The organism is Streptomyces sp. NPDC020875 (genome assembly GCF_040641415.1).
In the GTDB taxonomy this organism is placed as follows: Bacteria; Actinomycetota; Actinomycetes; order Streptomycetales; family Streptomycetaceae; genus Streptomyces.
Genome location: NZ_JBFADP010000005.1, coordinates 26,420 through 41,965 on the forward strand (window position 1 = coordinate 26,420; position 15,546 = coordinate 41,965).

Genomic DNA, 15,546 nt, shown 5'->3' on the forward strand with positions numbered 1-15,546 from the left:
GAGACACCCGCCATGACCCGCGACGCCCTGCTATCCCAGGCGCCCGAGCCCGTCGACGCCACCTGCGTCCAATGCGGGCAACGAACCTGCGCACCCGTCGAAGTCGGCGTCATAGACCGCACCAGCGGCCCGCCCGCCGTGCTGCACGCCTGCCCCCGCTGCGTACTCCGTCACACCGCCGGACCCACCCCCGACGAAGACGTCATGGCCTGAGGCCGGTCCAGGTCGGACAGGTCGAGTACGAAGCGGTAGCGGACGTCGTTGCGGTGGAGGCGGTCGAGTGCCGTGTTCACCCGGGACGACGGGAGTACCTCGATATCGGCGGCGATGCCGTGCTCGGCGCAGAACCGGAGCATCTCGGCCGTCGCCGGGCGGCCTCCGCTCCCCGCCGAGCTGAGCTTCTTGCGGCCGATGAGGAGATCCGTGACGTCGACGCTCACCGGGCCCAGATATCCGAGGATGCTGAGGGTGCCGTCCAGGGCCACCAGCCTCAGATAAGGGGCGGGGTCGTGCGGTACCGAGACCGTGTCGAGTACGACGTCGAATGCGTTGTGCGCCGCCGCCGTCCGCCGGGTGTCGGTGGCGGCGATGAAGTCGTGCGCGCCGAGTTTGCGGGCGTCGTCGTGCTTGGCCCGGGTGCGGCTGATGACGGTCGTGGTGGCGCCGAGCGCCACGGCCAGCTTGACCGCGAGATGGCCGAGACCGCCGAGGCCCACGACGGCGACTCGGCTGCCGGGGCCCACGCCGAGTTGGCGCAGGGGTTCCCAGACGGTGACCCCGGCGCACATCAGCGGGGCGGCCGCGGCCGGGTCGAGGCCGGCGGGGAGGGGGTGGGCGAAGGCGTCCCTGACGACGTACTCGCGGGAGAAGCCGCCGAGGGTGGTCGCCTTGTCGTGCCGGTCGGCGCCACCGTAGGTCAGGGTGGGGAAGAAGCGGCAGAAGTTCTCCTGACCGGCTTCGCACATGGCGCAGACGCCGCAGGAATCGACGATGCTGCCCACCGCGACGGGGTCGCCGACGGAGAAGCCGGTCACCTCCGGTCCGATCTCCGTCACCACGCCGGTGAATTCATGACCGGGCACCAGGAGCGGTTCCTTGTCCGGGTCGTGGGCGGCTAAGGCGTGCAGGTCGCTGTGGCAGACGCCGCAATAGTCGATCCGGAGCGCGATGTCGTCCGGGCGCAGGTCGCGGCGGTTCAGCGGTACGCGCCGCAGCTCCGTCGGGCCGACGGCCCGCCATCCGGTGGTAACTCGCATGCTCACCCCTAAAACAGACTGTGCGGTCTGTTTCAGGCTAGTGCCGGTAACCCGCCGAGGCCCAGCCGCCTGACGGCCACCGGCGCGCCCCCGGCCGCCGTCGGACACGGTGGCCGAATCCTGGGGTCCGGCTGCTGGTGCTCGGCCCCTGGCGTCCCGGCTCCTACAGAGGAAGATCCCGGTGGAAGACGGCCATCGTCCGGCCGTTCCCGTCGTAGTCGTCGACGAACTCCGCCGCGAAGCCGAGACCGCGATGGAAGGCGATGGAGCGGGTGTTCTCCACCGCCGTGATCGCCTTCAGGCGGCGCGCCCCCTGGCCCGCCGCCGCCTCGGCGAAGGCCGCGTACAACCGGCGTCCCAGACCCGTGCCCCGGGAGTCGTCCCTCGTCGCGATGAGATGGACGTAGCCGGTGCCGTCCGGGGTGACGAAACCGAAGACATAGCCCCGGATCCCGTCCCCGGCCCGCGCGACCAGGCACGTCGGGCCGAACTCCTGGACCAGCGTGATCAGATGCATCGGGCGGAGGTCACGATCGCCCCAGTAGCGCGGGTGGTCGGCCAGGACCTGATGGAAGTCGGCGACTCGGGCCGGTGCCAGACGGATCTCCATATGCCGCATCGTCGCACGGCGCGCCCGGCCGGGGCCGGGCGCCGGGTCAGCCCTCGGTGCCGCGCATACCGAGCGCGTACGTCGCCGTCACCGCCACCGCGCGGTCCTCGTCGGACGACAGGGCGACCAGGGCGCGGGTGGAGACCGGGCCCGGGACGTCGGTGAGGGCCTGGGCGAGGCGGCGGCGGGCCGGAAGGTCCGTGGTCGGGAGGGGGAGGCGGTCGGTGAGGGCCGTCGCGATCCGGGCCGCCGACGCCGGGTCGCCGGAGAGGCCCGCGAGCGCGTCGGCCGCGTCCGCGTCGTTCCTGCCGGTCACCACCATGTCGACGAGGACCGGGACCGCGTCGGCCGAGCCCCGTTCGCCGAGCGCCAGCGCCGCGTAGCCGCGTACCGCCGGATCGTCGTGGGCGAGGGCCGTCCGCAGTTCGGCGTCGGCCGTGTCGCCCGGGATCTCGGCGATGGTCCGGACCGCGCGTTCCCGGACCCCGGGGTCGGCGGCGTCCAGACCGGCCGCCAGCAGGGCCGTACCGGCGTCGCCGGACTGCGCCAGGGCCCAGCGGATCGCCCCCGCGACATTGGGGTCCGACTCGGCGAGGGCGGCTTCGGCCAGCGCCTCCACCGGTACGGGCTCCCCGTCGCCGGTGCCGGACGCCAGTGCCGCGCGCTGGCGGCGCCGGGGGCTCTCCGAGCCCAGGTCCTGGAGCAGGGCGACGACCTGGAAGACGTCGTCCCATTCGGCGGGCCCGGCGGCGCTGATCAGGCGGAGCCGGGTGAGGAGTTCTGTTTCGCGGACGATCCGGTCCCGGGTCTCCCGGACGAGGTCGTCGACGAGATCGGGCGAGCGGAAGCCGGGGTCGTCCAGGACGCGTCCGACATCGCGCAGGGACAGCCCGAGGGACCGCAGACACTCGACGTGGAAGAGCCGCCGGACGTCGTCGGGGGAGTACTTCCGGTAGCCGGTGCCGCTGCGGCCCGTGGGACGTACCAGGCCGATCCGGTCGTAGTGCCGGAGCATCCGGGCACTCACCCCCGACCGCCGTGCCACCTCGCCGATCAGCATGTCCGTCATTCCTCCCGGGCGCCCGGGCCGAGGGCCACGACGCGCTTCGCCTCCTCCACCGCGTACCCGAAATCGGCGTCCGGGTCGCGCGCCAGCCGCTCGGTGGCCAGCGCGTGTTCCCGTACGCCCGGATCGGCGGCGGCCGTCGCCGCCCGCAGGGACGGTACGGCGGCCTCGCCGAGCGCGATCACGGCCCGGCTGAGTCCGCGCCGCGTCCGCAGCTCGCCCCGGCCGAACTGGGTCGCCAGCACTTCCGCCAGCTCCTGCCGCCCATCCTCGGGTACGAGGACGACCGCCGCCCGCCAGGCGCACATGGCGACCTCGTCGTCGGCGTCGGTCAGCAGCGCCCGGGTGATCGCGGGCCAGGCCGACCGGTCGCCGATCTTGGAGAGGGTGTGCAGGGCCTGACTGCGGGCCTGTGCGAGATCCGAGTCCAGTTCGGCGACGAGGAGGGGGACCGTCCGCGCGGCGGAGTGGCGGGTCAGGGCCCAGGTCAGATTCTCCCGTACGGAGAACTCCGGCTCGACCGCGCACCGGGCGACGAGCCGCTCGACGTATCCGGGGTCCGGGCTCGTCCCGATGGCGAGCGCCGCCCGCAGACGGATCGAGGTGTCGGGGCTCTCCAGGGCCCGGAACGCCGGGGTCGTGGAGAGGTCGTGGTCGGTGCTGAGGTCCTGGTGCGTGATGTCCTCGTTCGGCATACCGCCAGGAAAGACCCTGTCACAGTGCCAAGGTCAAGCGGACCGGTCGCGGGGCGGTCGGGGCGCGGCGGACCGGTCGCGGCGGGGCGGCGGGGCGCCGGGGCGCCGCCGGTCAGGCGCGGCGGACCCGCCACAGCCAGGTGGCCACACCGGCCAGCAGGGCGAACGTCACCAGGTTGGCGATGATGGCGGCGGCGTCGCTCATCGGGACGTCCGCGAGATTCCAGCTGGTGATCACGGCGGTCGGGAGGACGGCGGCCAGCAGGACACCGCTGGTCTTCTGGACGGCGGTCCAGTGCACCGAGGTGCAGAGCAGGACCGCGCCGAGTACCCGGAACAGCACGCCGAACAGGGATCCGGCCGGGTCGGGGAAGATCATGATGAAGGGCAGCGAGAAGGTCAGCATGATCAGCGGAACCAGCGGATGCACCTTGCCGCGCCGGGCCGGGGTCTCCGGGGTGCTCCAGGACGGGGTGCCGCTCCCGGGTCCGGCCGTGGCCGTGCCGCCCGCCTCGGCCAGGGCCGTCGCCGCGATCGTCCGGGGGTCGCCCAGCTCCGCCAGGATCTCGCCGACCGGGGTGCCGGGGCGCTCGGCCCGGGTGATCTCGATGTGCTCGGCGAGGTCGGCGACCAGTTCCTGACGGCGGTCGGCGGGGAGCGCGGAGCCCTCCCGCTCGACGGCGGCGAGGTAGTCGTGCACGGGGTCGGCTGAGGTCTTCATACGAGGTCTCCGGTGGTGACGTGGGGGGCGGTCAGGAAGGAGTCGACGGCGTCGCGGAAACCGGGCCAGACCCGGGTGAACTCGTCGAGCGCGGCCCGGCCGCTGTCCGTGAGGGCGTAATAGCGGCGGGGAGGTCCGGCGGCGGACTCCTGCCAGGTGGTGGTGACGAGGTCGTCCCGGCGGAGCCGGGACAGCAGCGGATAGACCGTGCCCTGGCTGGTGGCCAGCGCGCCGGACTCCTCCAGGGCGTGCAGCAGCTCCACGCCGTAGCGGGGGCGGTCCCGCATCAGGGCGAGTACGCAGTACTCCAGGACGCCCTTGCGCAGTTGGGCGGCTGCCCGGGCCTGCTTGGTCGAATCACCTGGTTCCATGCGATGCAAGATACCTGGTCGGGCAAGTGGATGGGAAATCGGCCATCCGCCGGCCGACGAGGGGCGGTTTCGCGGGGTTCGTACGGGCGCGCGGGTGCAGACGCTGGTGGGATGCCGGGGCCCGTATGTGCGTGGGGCGTACGGGGGCGTTACGGCTCCGGAGCCGTAACGCCCCCGTACTCGTACCGCCGTCGTCGTCGCTCAGGCGTCCCAGGTGATCGTCCGGCCCCCGGGGCCCACCGTGATCAGAAAACGGTCGAGGCCGGGCGAGCCCGCCCGGCGCCAGGACGTGATCCGGTCCTCGACCCGGCGCCACAGCGGATCCGGGCCGCCCTCCCGGACGATCCAGCGGCCACCGTCCCGGCGGAGCGCCGCCCAGGACCCGGCCTCCACGTCCAGCAGCACCTTCAGCTCGCCCTCCGGGAGCGCCAGCCCGAAGCGCTGCGCCCTCGGGGCCGCGAGCTGGGCGACGAACCGGGCCGTCCAGTCGTCCAGCGCCTCCCACCCCACCGTGCTCTCCCGCTCGGTGCCCGCCCCGAGATCCGGCAGTATCCCCAGCGGCGGCGGCGTCTGCGGGCGGGCCAGCATGAAGGAGACCTGGCCGCCGAGGAGCCGCCCGGCCGCCGTACCGTCCTCGCGCACCGTCAGGCACGCCAGCTCGGAGGAGTGCAGCCAGCCGCCGACGGTCACCACGATCCGCCCGCCGGGCCTGACCTGCGCGAGCCAGGCGGCGGGCACGTCCAGCACCCCGCAGGTCGCGATCAGCCGGTCGTACGGCGCGTTCGGGGCATGGCCCGCCAGGCCGTCGCCGACGACCAGTTCGGGATGGTGGCCGACCGCGCCGAGGGCGACCCGGGCGCGGCCGGACACCTCCGGGTCGACCTCGACCGAGGTCACCAGGGCCGCGCCCAGGCGGTGGCAGAGCAGCGCAGTGGAATAGCCGGAGCCGGTACCGATCTCCAGCACCCGCGAACCGTTCCCGACCGCCAGCTCCTCCAGCATCCGGACCACCAGACCGGGGAGCGTGCTCGAACTCGTCGGCAGCCGGTGGATCCGGCCGTCGAGATCGCCCGGCACGATCGTCCCGGCGATCTGTGTCACCAGGGACTCGTCCCGGTAGCAGGCCGGAAGCCAGTCCGCGTCCCCGGGGCGTACGGGCTCCCAGCCGGTCCGCGTCCCGTCGTCCACACGCCGGAAGAACCCGCCGCGCAGAAACTCGTGCCGGGGGGTGGCCAGTACGGCGTCCCGCCACTCCGGGGAGCGCAGATCACCACCGGCCGTGAGGGCGGCGGCCAGCTCCACCCGTCTGTCGCCGGATCCGTCGCCGCAGTCGTCGTATCCGTCGCCGTGTCCGTCGTCGGTCGGCTCGGTCGGCTCGGTGGATCCGGTGGTCTCGGTCATCGGGGGGAACGCTCCAGGAGATCGGCCATGGACCCGACCAGGGGCAGCCCGGCCGGACGGCTCCCCGGCCAGAAGCGCGGCCGGGTCACCGAGGACGGCGAGGGGCGGCGGTCCCGCCGTCCGCTACGGCGCGACGACGTTCGCCGCGAGCACGCCGCGTATCCCGGCGGCCAGCTTCCGCCACTCCACCGCGTCCTCGCCCTCCCACAGGTCGGCCGCCTCCGAATCGGGGGCCGTGATGCGGTCGAGGGCGGCGATCGCCAGGGGGCGGAGATCCGGGGCGAGTACCGGTACCGGCTTCTTCGGGCCGTAGTTCGGATTGACCGTCTCGCCGTCCGGGCACTGCGCCGCCACCAGCGCGGCGGCGGCCACCGCGCGATATCCCTCATAGCTGTCGAGGTAGGCGTCGCCGGGGGTGTCCGCCGCCTCCGCGAGCGTACGGCGGATCAACGCCTCACGGGCCTCCGGCTCCGCGTCGTCCAGATGGCCGGAGAAGTCCGCCGCCGTGTCGTTGTCGAAAGGTCCAATGTCCCAGGCGCCCATCGTGCTGTCCCTCCCGCAGGCGCCGGGCGCTCACCGCGCCCGCCCCGCACACCCTGATGTCTGCTCTCCGGAGATCGTGACACGGCCCACCGACAACGCCCCCGCCAGGGGCGTACTCCGGCCGTTCCCGTCAGTAGTCTGCGTACGTGAAGAACAGTCACAAGGCCCCCATATCGTATGTGATCGCCCTGACCGGTACGGCCCTGCTGCTCACCGGCCTCACCGGCTGCGAGAGCGACGCGCCCCCGGAGACCTCCGGTCCCGCGCCCGGCGCGGCGGGCGCGGTCAGCCCGCTGGCCAATCCCGGCGGTACGAAGCCGGGGCTCGCCGCCGTCGCCGAAGCGGACCGGTCAAGGGCCCGGCAGATCATCGGGGCGCTGACCACCAAGGGGCGCGGCCCCGGCACCGGTTACGAGCGCGACCGGTTCGGCCGGGCCTGGACCGACACGGCCGACGGGGTGCCGCTGGCCCGCAACGGCTGCGACACCCGGAACGACCTGCTGAGACTGCACGGGCGGAGCGTCCAGTTCCGCGACGGCTCCGACTGCGTCGTGGTCGCCATGACCCTCGCCGACCCGTACACCGGCAAGACCGTGGAGTGGCGGAAGCAGCGCGCCGCCGAGATCCAGATCGACCATGTCGTGCCGCTCGCCTACGCCTGGCGGATGGGCGCCGCCCGCTGGCCCGCCGACAAGCGGGAACGATTCGCCAATGACACCCTCAACCTGCTCCCCGTCGACGGCTCCGCGAACCAGGCCAAACGCGACTCGGGCCCCGCCTCTTGGCTGCCGCCGAACAAGCCCGTCCGCTGCGCCTACGCCGTCCGCTTCGCCCAGGTGGCGACGGAGTACGACCTGGCGGTGACCGGACCCGACAAGACTGCGATGCTCCGGCAGTGCGGCGGCTGAGCCGGGCCCGACCGGCTGTCCGGACCGGTGCCGGGTGACGTACGGGCCCGGAAACGGCGCGAGGGGGAGGGCCGCCGGTGCGGTCCCTCCCCCTCGCATCACATCGTGATGCCGGGCGATCAGCTCATCTGGCCCATGTCCAGGACCTCGGCCGGGGTCGGGATCTTCGGCAGCGGCGCCTTGTTGAACTCGGTCAGGTCGAGGGTGAACGGCTCGCCCTCGTCCTTGCCGACCAGCTTGAGGAGGAACGGCTCGCCCTCGGCGGCGACATACGCCTCGGTGCCGTTCTTGCCGGTGAACTTGAGCGCCTTCTGGCCGTTCACCGTGGTCTCACCGGCCCGGCGGGCGTCGGTGGGCTTGACGTTGTCCGCGCTGCCCGTGCCGTCGTCCATGAACTTCTTGAGGTCGCAGATCTCGGCGAACCCGGCGAAGTCCTTGTCCTTGCTGTCGGTCAGCCACTTGCCCTTCATCATCTTGACGACCTGCTCCTGCTCACCCGCGGACATGCCGGGGTCCTTGAACTGGGTCTGCAGGAAGGTGTCGTCAGGGCGCATGTAGGTGGTGGAGCCGACGAGGGCGATCTCGACCTCGCCCTGGCCCTTGACGCCCAAGGTGCCCGCGCACCGGCCGTCGTTGTGGATCGAGAGGTTGATGTTGGTGCGCTGTGTGGGCTGGCCCGGCTCCGCGTCCATCGGGCCCTCGCCCTTGATCGTCAGCGACTTGGCGGCCTTGGTGGCGGCTATCGCCGACTCCATGATCTGGGTGTCGGTCTTGCCCGCGAAGGGGTCCTTCGGCTTCTCCGGTGTGGTGACCGTCGAGCCCTTGTCTTCCTTGCCCTTGCCGGTGTCGTCCTTGCCTTCGTCGCCGCAGGCGGTCGCCGTGAGGGCGAGGACCGACACCAGGGCGGCCGCCGCTACGGCGTTACGGCGGGGACGGGTGGTACGAGACATCTTGTTCTCCGAGTCGTGGTGCTGGTGGTGCTGGTGGTGATGACCGGCGGAGGGGGGTAGCGGGAGCGGGCGGGTCCGGTAGGGACGTCAGAGGGCCAGTTCCCACTGGGCCGGGTCGTGGCTCATTCCGGGGCTGATCTCCAGGGTGAGTTCCTTGGCGGTGGCCGGGGTCGAGAAGCCGTAGACGGTGGTGGCCTTCCGGCCGGGAAGGATCGTTCCTTCAAAGCCGGTGTCGACGGTGTCGTCGAAGATCTGCTCCGCCGTCACGCCTTCGGTCCCGGCCCGGGCCTCCGTCGTCGTGAGGGTGGAGTCAAAGCGCTTGTCCCCCATGTTCTCGATAACCACCGTCACCTTATATGCCTTATTGCCCGCCTCGTGGCCCGCCGCGTAATCACCGGGCCGGAAGCTCTGGGGGGCCTTGGTGACGGTGACCTTGATCCCGTCGGGATACGTGGCGCTGCCGCCCGCCGCGAGCGGGCCCTCCTGGCCGCCCGTGTCGCCGCCCCCGCCGAGGCCCTTCCCCTTGCCCTTCTTCCCCTTCTTGTCCTTGCTCTTCTTGTCGCCGCCGAGGCCGGAGCCGTCGCCCTCGCCCCCGTCGCCCTGGTCCGTGCTCGGGGCGCCCGAAGAGGCGATGTCCTTCGTCACCTCGTCGACGGCGTCACTGGTGATCTGGACGGTCAGATAGGTGCCGACGGTTGCCAGGACCATCGCGCCCGCGCCGATCGCCGCCCCCGCGGCGGCGGCCCGGCCGTTGGACGCCTCGCCCCGGCGGGCCCGGCCGCGGCCCTTGAGCCCCATGATCAAGGCGGTCAGGCCGAGGGCCCCGCCCACGAAGAAGACGAAGGGGATCCAGGCGACGGCCGCGCCGATCAGACCGAGGACCAGGGCGGCCGTACCGAGACCGTTACGGAGCGGGCCGCGCCCGCCGCCGCCCGGCCCGGCCGGGCCTCCCGCGCCGCCGGGCCCCTCGGCGCCGAAGCCGCCTCCCGCGCCGCCGCCCCCGTGACCCGTACCGAAGCCGTTGTCGTTGCCGTAGCCGCTTCCGTAGTCGTTTCCGTGGCCGTGGTCGGCGGGACCCCCGTACCCGCCGGCCGGCCGCGTGACGCCCGGTTCCCAGTCGGGACCGGAGTGCGCGGGGTTCCCCTGGGCGGGGCTCCCCTGCGCGGGGGTTCCGTACTCGTATCCCCCCGGCCCGTCCGGAGACCGGCCGTGGGGTGTGTCGCCCGTACCTCCGCCGTACGGCGGCTGCTGCATGGAGTGGGACATGGTCGTGCCCTCCCGGACAGGACGGTGGCAGAAGGACCACGGCGAGCGGCCGTGGTGTGAACCGCCGCCCCCGGACCGAAGCCGGACAGCGGGCAGGACGGTTCACGCCGTTACCGGACCGGTCTGGCCGGTCCGTGTGGTGGCGGGTCAATAAGAGCAGAGCCTGTGAACCGAGTCAACACGGAATCTTGTGTACAGGTCATGCAAGGCTGTGAAGTGGGCTCTCGGGTCGGGGCGGCTATGATCGGCGACACACAAGAGAAGTCCGAGGACAGTCGGCGACGGATCACGGAGGCGCCAGGTGCCGGAGAGCGCGAGCGAAGTCACCGCCGCCGGGATCGCCCGGCTCGCGGGTGTGGGACGGGCCGCCGTCAGCAACTGGCGCCGCCGCCACGCCGACTTCCCCAAACCGGTCGGCGGCACCGAGACCAGCCCCTCCTTCGCCCTCGCCGACGTCGAGCGATGGCTGCGCGCCCAGGGCAAGCTGGCCGAGGTCCCGCTCCGGGAACGCGTCTGGCAGCGGATCGCCGACCGGCCCGCGACCGCCGCCGACACCCTCGTCGGCGCCGGACTGGTCCTCCTCGTCGTCCACGACAGCCCCGTGACCTGGCGGGAACTGGCCTTCCGGGACGACGAACGGGCGGCCGAACTCCTGCCGACCGCCGTCGAACAGGTCCTGGGCCGGCGCTTCGCCGACGACCGGCTCGAACCCTTCCTCCCGGCCCTGCGCGCCGGCCGGGCCCTCGGCCCCGACGCCCTGCCCTTCCTGCGCTCCGTCGGCGAACTCGCCGCCGAACTGGGCCCCCGCGACGCCTACGAGTTCCTGCTCGGCCGCTATCTCGACACCAATGTCCGCCACCACACGGCCACCCCGCCGGGCCCGGCCGCCCTGATGGCCGCCGTCGCCCTGCCCCCGGAGACCGCCCGGAACGCCACCGTCCTCGACCCGGCCGCCGGGACCGGCGGACTGCTGACCGCCGTCGAACACCCCGCCGCCCTGCGCGCCCAGGACTCCGACCCCGGACTCACCGTCCTCACCGCCCTCCGGCTCGCCCTCCGCCACGACCCGGCCGTCTCCGTCTCCGCCCGTACCGGCGACGCCCTGCGCGCCGACGCCTACCCCGACGTCCGGGCCGACGCCGTGCTCTGCCACCCGCCGTTCAACGAACGCAACTGGGGCCACGACGAACTCGCCTACGACCCCCGGTGGGAGTACGGCTTCCCGGCCCGTACCGAGTCCGAACTGGCCTGGGTCCAGCACGCCCTCGCCAGGCTGCGCCCCGGCGGCACCGCCGTCCTCCTGATGCCGCCCGCCGCCGCGTCCCGCCGCTCCGGCCGCCGGATCAGGGCCGGACTGCTGCGCCGGGGCGCCCTGCGGGCCGTCGTCGCCCTGCCCGCCGGGGCCGCGCCCCCGTACGGCATCCCCCTCCACCTCTGGGTGCTGCGCCGACCCGAACAGGGCCGCCCGCCCGCCTCCGAACTGCTGCTGGTGGACACCGCCGACCTGGGCGGCGGCCCCGGTTCCGGCGGCGGCCGCGACCGGATCGACTGGCAGACCGTCCACACCACCGTCCTCGACGTCTGGCGATCCTTCGAAGGCACGGCCGGTACGGCCGAAGCCCCCGGCCCGGGCGGCTCCGGCGCGGGGAGCCGTACGTCCGTCGACCGGCCCGGCACCAGCCGCGCCGTCCCCGTCATCGAACTCCTCGACGACGACGTCGACCTGGCCCCCGCCCGGCACGTACCGCCCGCCGCCACCGGCGGCGACGCCGAAGACCTGGCACGGATCAGGACCCGGCTCACCGACACCCTCCGCCTCACCGGCGAACTCACCCCCGCCCCGGCCGCCGACGGAAGACCCGCGCCCTGGCCCTCCACCACCGTCGGCGAACTCGCCCGCGCGGGCGCCCTCACCATCCGGGCCGGAGCCACCTCCGCCGCCCCCGGCCCCGGCTCCGGCGCCACCCGGGGCGCCGTACTCACCGACCACGACGTCCTGCACGGCACCCGGCCGACCGGAGTGCTCCCCGACACCCCCGACGACGAACCCGTCCGCGTCCTGACCGGGGACGTGATCGTCCCCGTACTCGGCGGCGGCTCCGTAGTCCGGGTCGTGGACGACGCCACCGAGGGCGCCGTACTCGGCCGCAACCTCCAGCTGCTGCGCCCCCTGCCCGAGGCGCTCGACCCCTGGTTCCTCGCCGGATTCCTGCGCGGCACCGCCAACACCCGGCAGGCCAGCAGCTACGCCTCCACCGCCAGCAGGCTCGACGTCCGGCGGCTGCAACTGCCCCGCGTCCCGCTCGAAGACCAGCGCCGGTACGGGGAGCGCTTCCGCGCCCTCGCCGCCTTCGAGGACGCGCTGCGGCTGGCCGGACGCCTCGGCGAACAGCTCGTACAGGGCCTCTACGACGGCCTCACCGACGGCACCGTGGAACCGGGACGGGAACCCCGGTGACCCCCGGCCCCGGCCCGGCCCGAGGAGCCCCACCGGCCTGAACCAGGGCACGTACCGACGGGAACGGGGGTCCGTACCGCAGGGAACGGGGGTACGTACCGGCCGGAACCGGGCAGGCGGCCGTACGGCCCGCCGCACCGCGCGCGGCACCGCCCCGCCGGTCGCCGGATCCCCGAGGACGCGCGGCCCGTCGGTGTATACCCTCGTCTCCTGTCCAAGGCCCTCGTCACCAGGAGCAGCGATGCACGGCCCCGGCTATGCCCCACCGCGCGAAGGTCCGCCGTCGAGCGCGGGGGTCGTCGCGCTGCGCGCGCTGTTCCTGGCGCTCGCGCTGCTCTCCTGCGGGATGCTCGCCTGGGCCACCATGCTCCGGATCGCCGTCCTGCGGAAGCGGGCCGCGGACTGGCTGCTCTTCGCGGCCACCGTCGTCGTCACCGCGTTCCTGATCTTCGCCATCGCCGTCTGGGGCTCCGACGCGGACGCGAAGGAGGGCAACAACGTCGACGCGGTCGTCTTCCTCGGGCTCTTCGGGATGGCGGTCGCGGTCGCCGTGCACTTCCTCGTCTTCGATCTGCGCCGACTGGACCGGCTGCGGCTGGACCAGGAGCGGGCCGGGTCCTTCCTCGCCCCGGCCGGTCCGACCGCCGGGCCCGTGACGCCCCCGATGGGGGGCTTCGGCCCGCCGCCGGGCGCGCCGTCCGGACCGGCCGGGCCGTCCGGACCCACCGCGCCCGGGTACGGGTATCCGCCCCCGCGCACGACACCCCCCGGCTACGGATATCCCGCCGGGAACGCGCACCGGGCCGCGCCCGTACCGACCCCGCCGCCCGCGCCGACGCCTCCTCCCGCTCCGGCTCCCGGCCCGGTTCAGCCGCAGCACCCGCAGCATGCGCAGTCACCGCCGCCCCAGCCCCCCTCGCCGGCCCGGCCCGGCGCGCCCGCGCCCCGGATCGACCAGGTACGCGCCGAACTGGACGAGCTGAGCGACTACCTCCGCCGCGACCGCCGCGAAGACCGGGACCACGGGGAGCAGGGCCGGTGAACGGACGCGTCATCGCGGACCGGTACGAACTCTCGACCCTCATCGGCCAGGGCGGCATGGGCCAGGTCTGGACCGCCTACGACGGGCGGCTCGACCGCCGGGTCGCGGTCAAGCTCCTTCGCCCCGACCACATGACCCACGGCGGCGACGCCGAGGAGATGCGCCGCCGCTTCGTCCGCGAGTGCCGGGTCACCGCCCGGGTCACCCACCCCGGGCTCGTCACCGTCCACGACGCGGGCGGCGACGGCGACGACCTCTATCTGGTGATGCAGTACGTCGAGGGCGCCGACCTCGCCGACCACTTCGCCGAACACGAGCCCTACCCCTGGCAGTGGACGGTCTCCGTCGCCGCCCAGCTCTGCGCCGTACTCGCCGCCGTACACGCCGTACCGATCGTCCACCGCGACCTCAAGCCCCGGAACGTGATGGTCAAACCGGACGGAACGGTCACCGTCCTCGACCTCGGTGTCGCCTCCGTCATCGACACCGACACCACCCGCCTCACCCATACCGGATCGCCCATCGGAAGCCCCGCCTATATGGCGCCCGAACAGGCCATGGGCGGCGCGGTCGGCCCGTACACCGATCTCTACGCGCTCGGTGTGCTGACCCATGAACTCCTCAGCGGCAACGTCCCCTTCGCGGGCTCCACCGCCCTCGGCGTACTCCACCGCCATCTTTACGAGGCCCCGGTCCCCGTCCGCCGGATCCGCCCCGACGTCCCCGAACCGCTGGAGGCGCTCGTCCTGCGGCTGCTCGCCAAGGACCCGCAGCACCGGCCGAGCGGGGCGCAGGAGGTCTACGAGACCCTGGCCCCGCTGCTGCCCCGGCACGGCAACCCCGGCGGACCCCTCGACCCCACGCGCCCCTTCCTGCGCCCGCACGCCCCCTGGCCGGACCGGCACGGGGCGGTCGCGCCGCCACCCCCGGCCGCCGTCGTCCCCACCCCGCCCGAGCCCGATGTGGCCGCCGCCGTCGACGAGGTGAAACGACTCCTCGCCGAGGGCGGCATCACCCAGGCCGTGGACATACTCGGCGGCATCCTCCCGGCCGCCGCCGCCGAACACGGCGAGCACTCACCCGTCGTCCGGATCCTCCGCAAGCAGTACGCCGCCACCCTCATGGACGACGGCCAGTACCGCCGCGCCCTGCCCGAGCTGCGCAGACTCGCCGACGACCGGGCGGCCGAGGCCGGACCCGCCGACCCCGGGACGCTCCAGTTCCGGCACGACGCCGCGTACTGCCTCGAACAGCTCGGCGAGGCCGCCGCCGCGATCGCCGGATACCGCGCCGTACTGCCGTACTACGAACGCGCCGGGGACACCGGCCGCGCCTTCGACGTCCGCCACCGGATCGGGAACCTGATGCTGGCGGTCGGCGACCACACCGGCGCCCGGCACCAGCTCCAGGCCCTGCTCTACGACGCGGAGCGCGCCTACGGGCCGTACCACCAGCTCCCCGCCGACCTGCGGCGCGCACTCGAACGGCAGCGCAGGTTCCACCCCTGACGAGGGGAACGGCGCCGGGTTACGCCGGGGCGGCGGCCCGCCATGCCGTACGCTTCCGGACGGAACGGCGCCTTTCGGGCCGCGGGCGGCGGGTGGCGGGCCCCGAAGAGGCGCCGTACGACCGAGCGGTGTACGACCGAGCGACCGAGGACCCGAGGACCGGCGAGACCATGAGCATCCGCGGCCAGCTCATCCGATTCGTCCTCGTGGGCGGGGTCAACACCGGCACCTACTACGCCCTCTATCTGCTGCTGCTGAACCGGCTGCCGTACGTCGCCGCGCATGTGCTGGCCTTCGTCCTCAGCATGATCGGCTCCTTCTTCCTCACCTCCTACTTCACCTACCGCACCCGGCCCACCTGGCGGAAGTTCCTGCTCTTCCCGCTGACCAACGCCGCCAACTTCGTGATCACCACGGCCGGGGTCTATCTGCTGGTCGGGGTGGCCGGAGTGGACGACCGGTACGCGCCGCTGATCTCGGCGGGCGCGGCGATCCCGGTGACGTTCGTGGTCTCCCGGACGATCATGCTCAGGCCCGAGCCGGGGGAGCGGGACGGCGGCACGAAGGGCCCGGGCCGGGGCGAGGGCCGGGGGCGGGACGCGGCGGCCCGGGAGCCGGTGCGCCGCTGAGGCGACGGCCGCCGTTCCCGTACGTCTCATACGTATCTACGGCACCAGGCGCCTCGTTGGTCCAAAACAGTCGCGGTGAAGTGGTGGCCCCCGCCCCGTCGACTGCCTACCATCAGTCCCCG

The 15,546-nt window shown here is 73.5% G+C and carries 16 protein-coding genes; 6 read left to right on the forward strand and 10 right to left on the reverse strand.

What is annotated here, in order from left to right; translation table 11 throughout:
• The first annotated feature begins 12 nt into the window (after positions 1–12).
• The gene (locus AB0G74_RS04275; protein WP_361140525.1) at positions 13–213 is read left to right on the forward strand and encodes a hypothetical protein; all 201 of its coding nucleotides are present in this window, start codon (positions 13–15) and stop codon (positions 211–213) included.
• Here the strand turns inward: AB0G74_RS04275 and AB0G74_RS04280 are convergent.
• The 8 genes from AB0G74_RS04280 to AB0G74_RS04315 all read right to left on the reverse strand — a co-directional run bounded on the left by AB0G74_RS04280 (position 171) and on the right by AB0G74_RS04315 (position 6,663).
• The gene (locus tag AB0G74_RS04280; protein ID WP_361140528.1) at positions 171–1,256 is read right to left on the reverse strand and encodes an NAD(P)-dependent alcohol dehydrogenase; all 1,086 of its coding nucleotides are present in this window, start codon (positions 1,254–1,256) and stop codon (positions 171–173) included. The two genes, AB0G74_RS04275 and AB0G74_RS04280, sit on opposite strands and share 43 nt — an antisense overlap.
• A gap of 163 nt (positions 1,257–1,419) precedes the next feature.
• Positions 1,420–1,866 (reverse strand): GNAT family N-acetyltransferase, encoded by a 447-nt coding sequence (locus AB0G74_RS04285; protein WP_361140530.1) that lies wholly within the window; start codon positions 1,864–1,866, stop codon positions 1,420–1,422.
• 46 nt (positions 1,867–1,912) lie between these two features.
• Positions 1,913–2,926, reverse strand: coding sequence for a HEAT repeat domain-containing protein (locus tag AB0G74_RS04290; RefSeq protein WP_361140843.1), 1,014 nt, complete (start codon positions 2,924–2,926; stop codon positions 1,913–1,915).
• Positions 2,927–2,931: 5 nt separating this feature from the next.
• Positions 2,932–3,627 carry a HEAT repeat domain-containing protein gene (locus tag AB0G74_RS04295; protein WP_361140533.1) on the reverse strand — a complete coding sequence of 232 codons (696 nt, stop codon included), beginning with the start codon at positions 3,625–3,627 and terminating at the stop codon, positions 2,932–2,934.
• A 112-nt stretch (positions 3,628–3,739) separates the two neighbouring features.
• Positions 3,740–4,348, reverse strand: coding sequence for a hypothetical protein (locus AB0G74_RS04300; RefSeq protein ID WP_361140536.1), 609 nt, complete (start codon positions 4,346–4,348; stop codon positions 3,740–3,742).
• Entirely contained in the window at positions 4,345–4,719 is a 375-nt protein-coding gene (locus AB0G74_RS04305) for a PadR family transcriptional regulator (RefSeq protein ID WP_361140539.1), read from the reverse strand. The genes AB0G74_RS04300 and AB0G74_RS04305 overlap by 4 nt, the downstream gene beginning before the upstream one ends.
• 201 nt (positions 4,720–4,920) lie before the next feature.
• Entirely contained in the window at positions 4,921–6,120 is a 1,200-nt protein-coding gene (gene tgmC / locus AB0G74_RS04310; protein ID WP_361140542.1) for an ATP-grasp peptide maturase system methyltransferase, read from the reverse strand.
• Between the two features lie 123 nt (positions 6,121–6,243).
• The gene (locus tag AB0G74_RS04315; RefSeq protein ID WP_361140544.1) at positions 6,244–6,663 is read right to left on the reverse strand and encodes a DUF4259 domain-containing protein; all 420 of its coding nucleotides are present in this window, start codon (positions 6,661–6,663) and stop codon (positions 6,244–6,246) included.
• Between the two features lie 203 nt (positions 6,664–6,866).
• On the opposite strand from AB0G74_RS04315, the gene AB0G74_RS04320 reads away from it, so the two are divergent.
• Positions 6,867–7,571 carry an HNH endonuclease family protein gene (locus AB0G74_RS04320; RefSeq protein WP_361140844.1) on the forward strand — a complete coding sequence of 235 codons (705 nt, stop codon included), beginning with the start codon at positions 6,867–6,869 and terminating at the stop codon, positions 7,569–7,571.
• Between the two features lie 119 nt (positions 7,572–7,690).
• Here the strand turns inward: AB0G74_RS04320 and AB0G74_RS04325 are convergent, their stop codons facing one another.
• Together AB0G74_RS04325 and AB0G74_RS04330 are read right to left on the reverse strand one after the other, a co-directional pair.
• Positions 7,691–8,521 carry a hypothetical protein gene (locus AB0G74_RS04325; protein ID WP_361140546.1) on the reverse strand — a complete coding sequence of 277 codons (831 nt, stop codon included), beginning with the start codon at positions 8,519–8,521 and terminating at the stop codon, positions 7,691–7,693.
• Positions 8,522–8,608: 87 nt separating this feature from the next.
• Positions 8,609–9,787 carry a DUF4352 domain-containing protein gene (locus AB0G74_RS04330; RefSeq protein WP_361140549.1) on the reverse strand — a complete coding sequence of 393 codons (1,179 nt, stop codon included), beginning with the start codon at positions 9,785–9,787 and terminating at the stop codon, positions 8,609–8,611.
• Between the two features lie 301 nt (positions 9,788–10,088).
• On the opposite strand from AB0G74_RS04330, the gene AB0G74_RS04335 reads away from it, so the two are divergent.
• From AB0G74_RS04335 to AB0G74_RS04350, 4 genes are all read left to right on the forward strand, one after another.
• Entirely contained in the window at positions 10,089–12,245 is a 2,157-nt protein-coding gene (locus AB0G74_RS04335) for an N-6 DNA methylase (protein WP_361140552.1), read from the forward strand.
• 241 nt (positions 12,246–12,486) lie between these two features.
• Positions 12,487–13,287: a hypothetical protein gene (locus AB0G74_RS04340; RefSeq protein WP_361140554.1), complete on the forward strand. Its 801-nt coding sequence runs from the start codon at positions 12,487–12,489 to the stop codon at positions 13,285–13,287.
• Complete coding sequence (locus AB0G74_RS04345; protein WP_361140557.1) at positions 13,284–14,795, forward strand: serine/threonine-protein kinase; 1,512 nt, start codon at positions 13,284–13,286, stop codon at positions 14,793–14,795. Before AB0G74_RS04340 ends, AB0G74_RS04345 begins: the two co-directional genes overlap by 4 nt.
• Positions 14,796–14,965: 170 nt before the next feature.
• A complete protein-coding gene (locus AB0G74_RS04350; protein ID WP_361140846.1) occupies positions 14,966–15,424 on the forward strand; it encodes a GtrA family protein in 459 nt (152 codons plus the stop codon).
• Positions 15,425–15,546: the final 122 nt, after the last annotated feature.

Bases quoted from the DNA above. Each gene is read 5' to 3' on its own strand.
- AB0G74_RS04275 (WP_361140525.1), top strand. From the start codon at position 13: ATGACCCGCGACGCCCTGCTATCCCAGGCGCCCGAGCCCGTCGACGCC.
- AB0G74_RS04315 (WP_361140544.1), bottom strand. From the start codon at position 6,663: ATGGGCGCCTGGGACATTGGACCTTTCGACAACGACACGGCGGCGGAC.
- AB0G74_RS04290 (WP_361140843.1), bottom strand. From the start codon at position 2,926: ATGCTGATCGGCGAGGTGGCACGGCGGTCGGGGGTGAGTGCCCGGATG.
- AB0G74_RS04350 (WP_361140846.1), top strand. From the start codon at position 14,966: ATGAGCATCCGCGGCCAGCTCATCCGATTCGTCCTCGTGGGCGGGGTC.
- AB0G74_RS04295 (WP_361140533.1), bottom strand. From the start codon at position 3,627: ATGCCGAACGAGGACATCACGCACCAGGACCTCAGCACCGACCACGAC.
- tgmC (WP_361140542.1), bottom strand. From the start codon at position 6,120: ATGACCGAGACCACCGGATCCACCGAGCCGACCGAGCCGACCGACGAC.
- AB0G74_RS04285 (WP_361140530.1), bottom strand. From the start codon at position 1,866: ATGGAGATCCGTCTGGCACCGGCCCGAGTCGCCGACTTCCATCAGGTC.
- AB0G74_RS04325 (WP_361140546.1), bottom strand. From the start codon at position 8,521: ATGTCTCGTACCACCCGTCCCCGCCGTAACGCCGTAGCGGCGGCCGCC.
- AB0G74_RS04300 (WP_361140536.1), bottom strand. From the start codon at position 4,348: ATGAAGACCTCAGCCGACCCCGTGCACGACTACCTCGCCGCCGTCGAG.
- AB0G74_RS04340 (WP_361140554.1), top strand. From the start codon at position 12,487: ATGCACGGCCCCGGCTATGCCCCACCGCGCGAAGGTCCGCCGTCGAGC.
- AB0G74_RS04330 (WP_361140549.1), bottom strand. From the start codon at position 9,787: ATGTCCCACTCCATGCAGCAGCCGCCGTACGGCGGAGGTACGGGCGAC.
- AB0G74_RS04280 (WP_361140528.1), bottom strand. From the start codon at position 1,256: ATGCGAGTTACCACCGGATGGCGGGCCGTCGGCCCGACGGAGCTGCGG.
- AB0G74_RS04305 (WP_361140539.1), bottom strand. From the start codon at position 4,719: ATGGAACCAGGTGATTCGACCAAGCAGGCCCGGGCAGCCGCCCAACTG.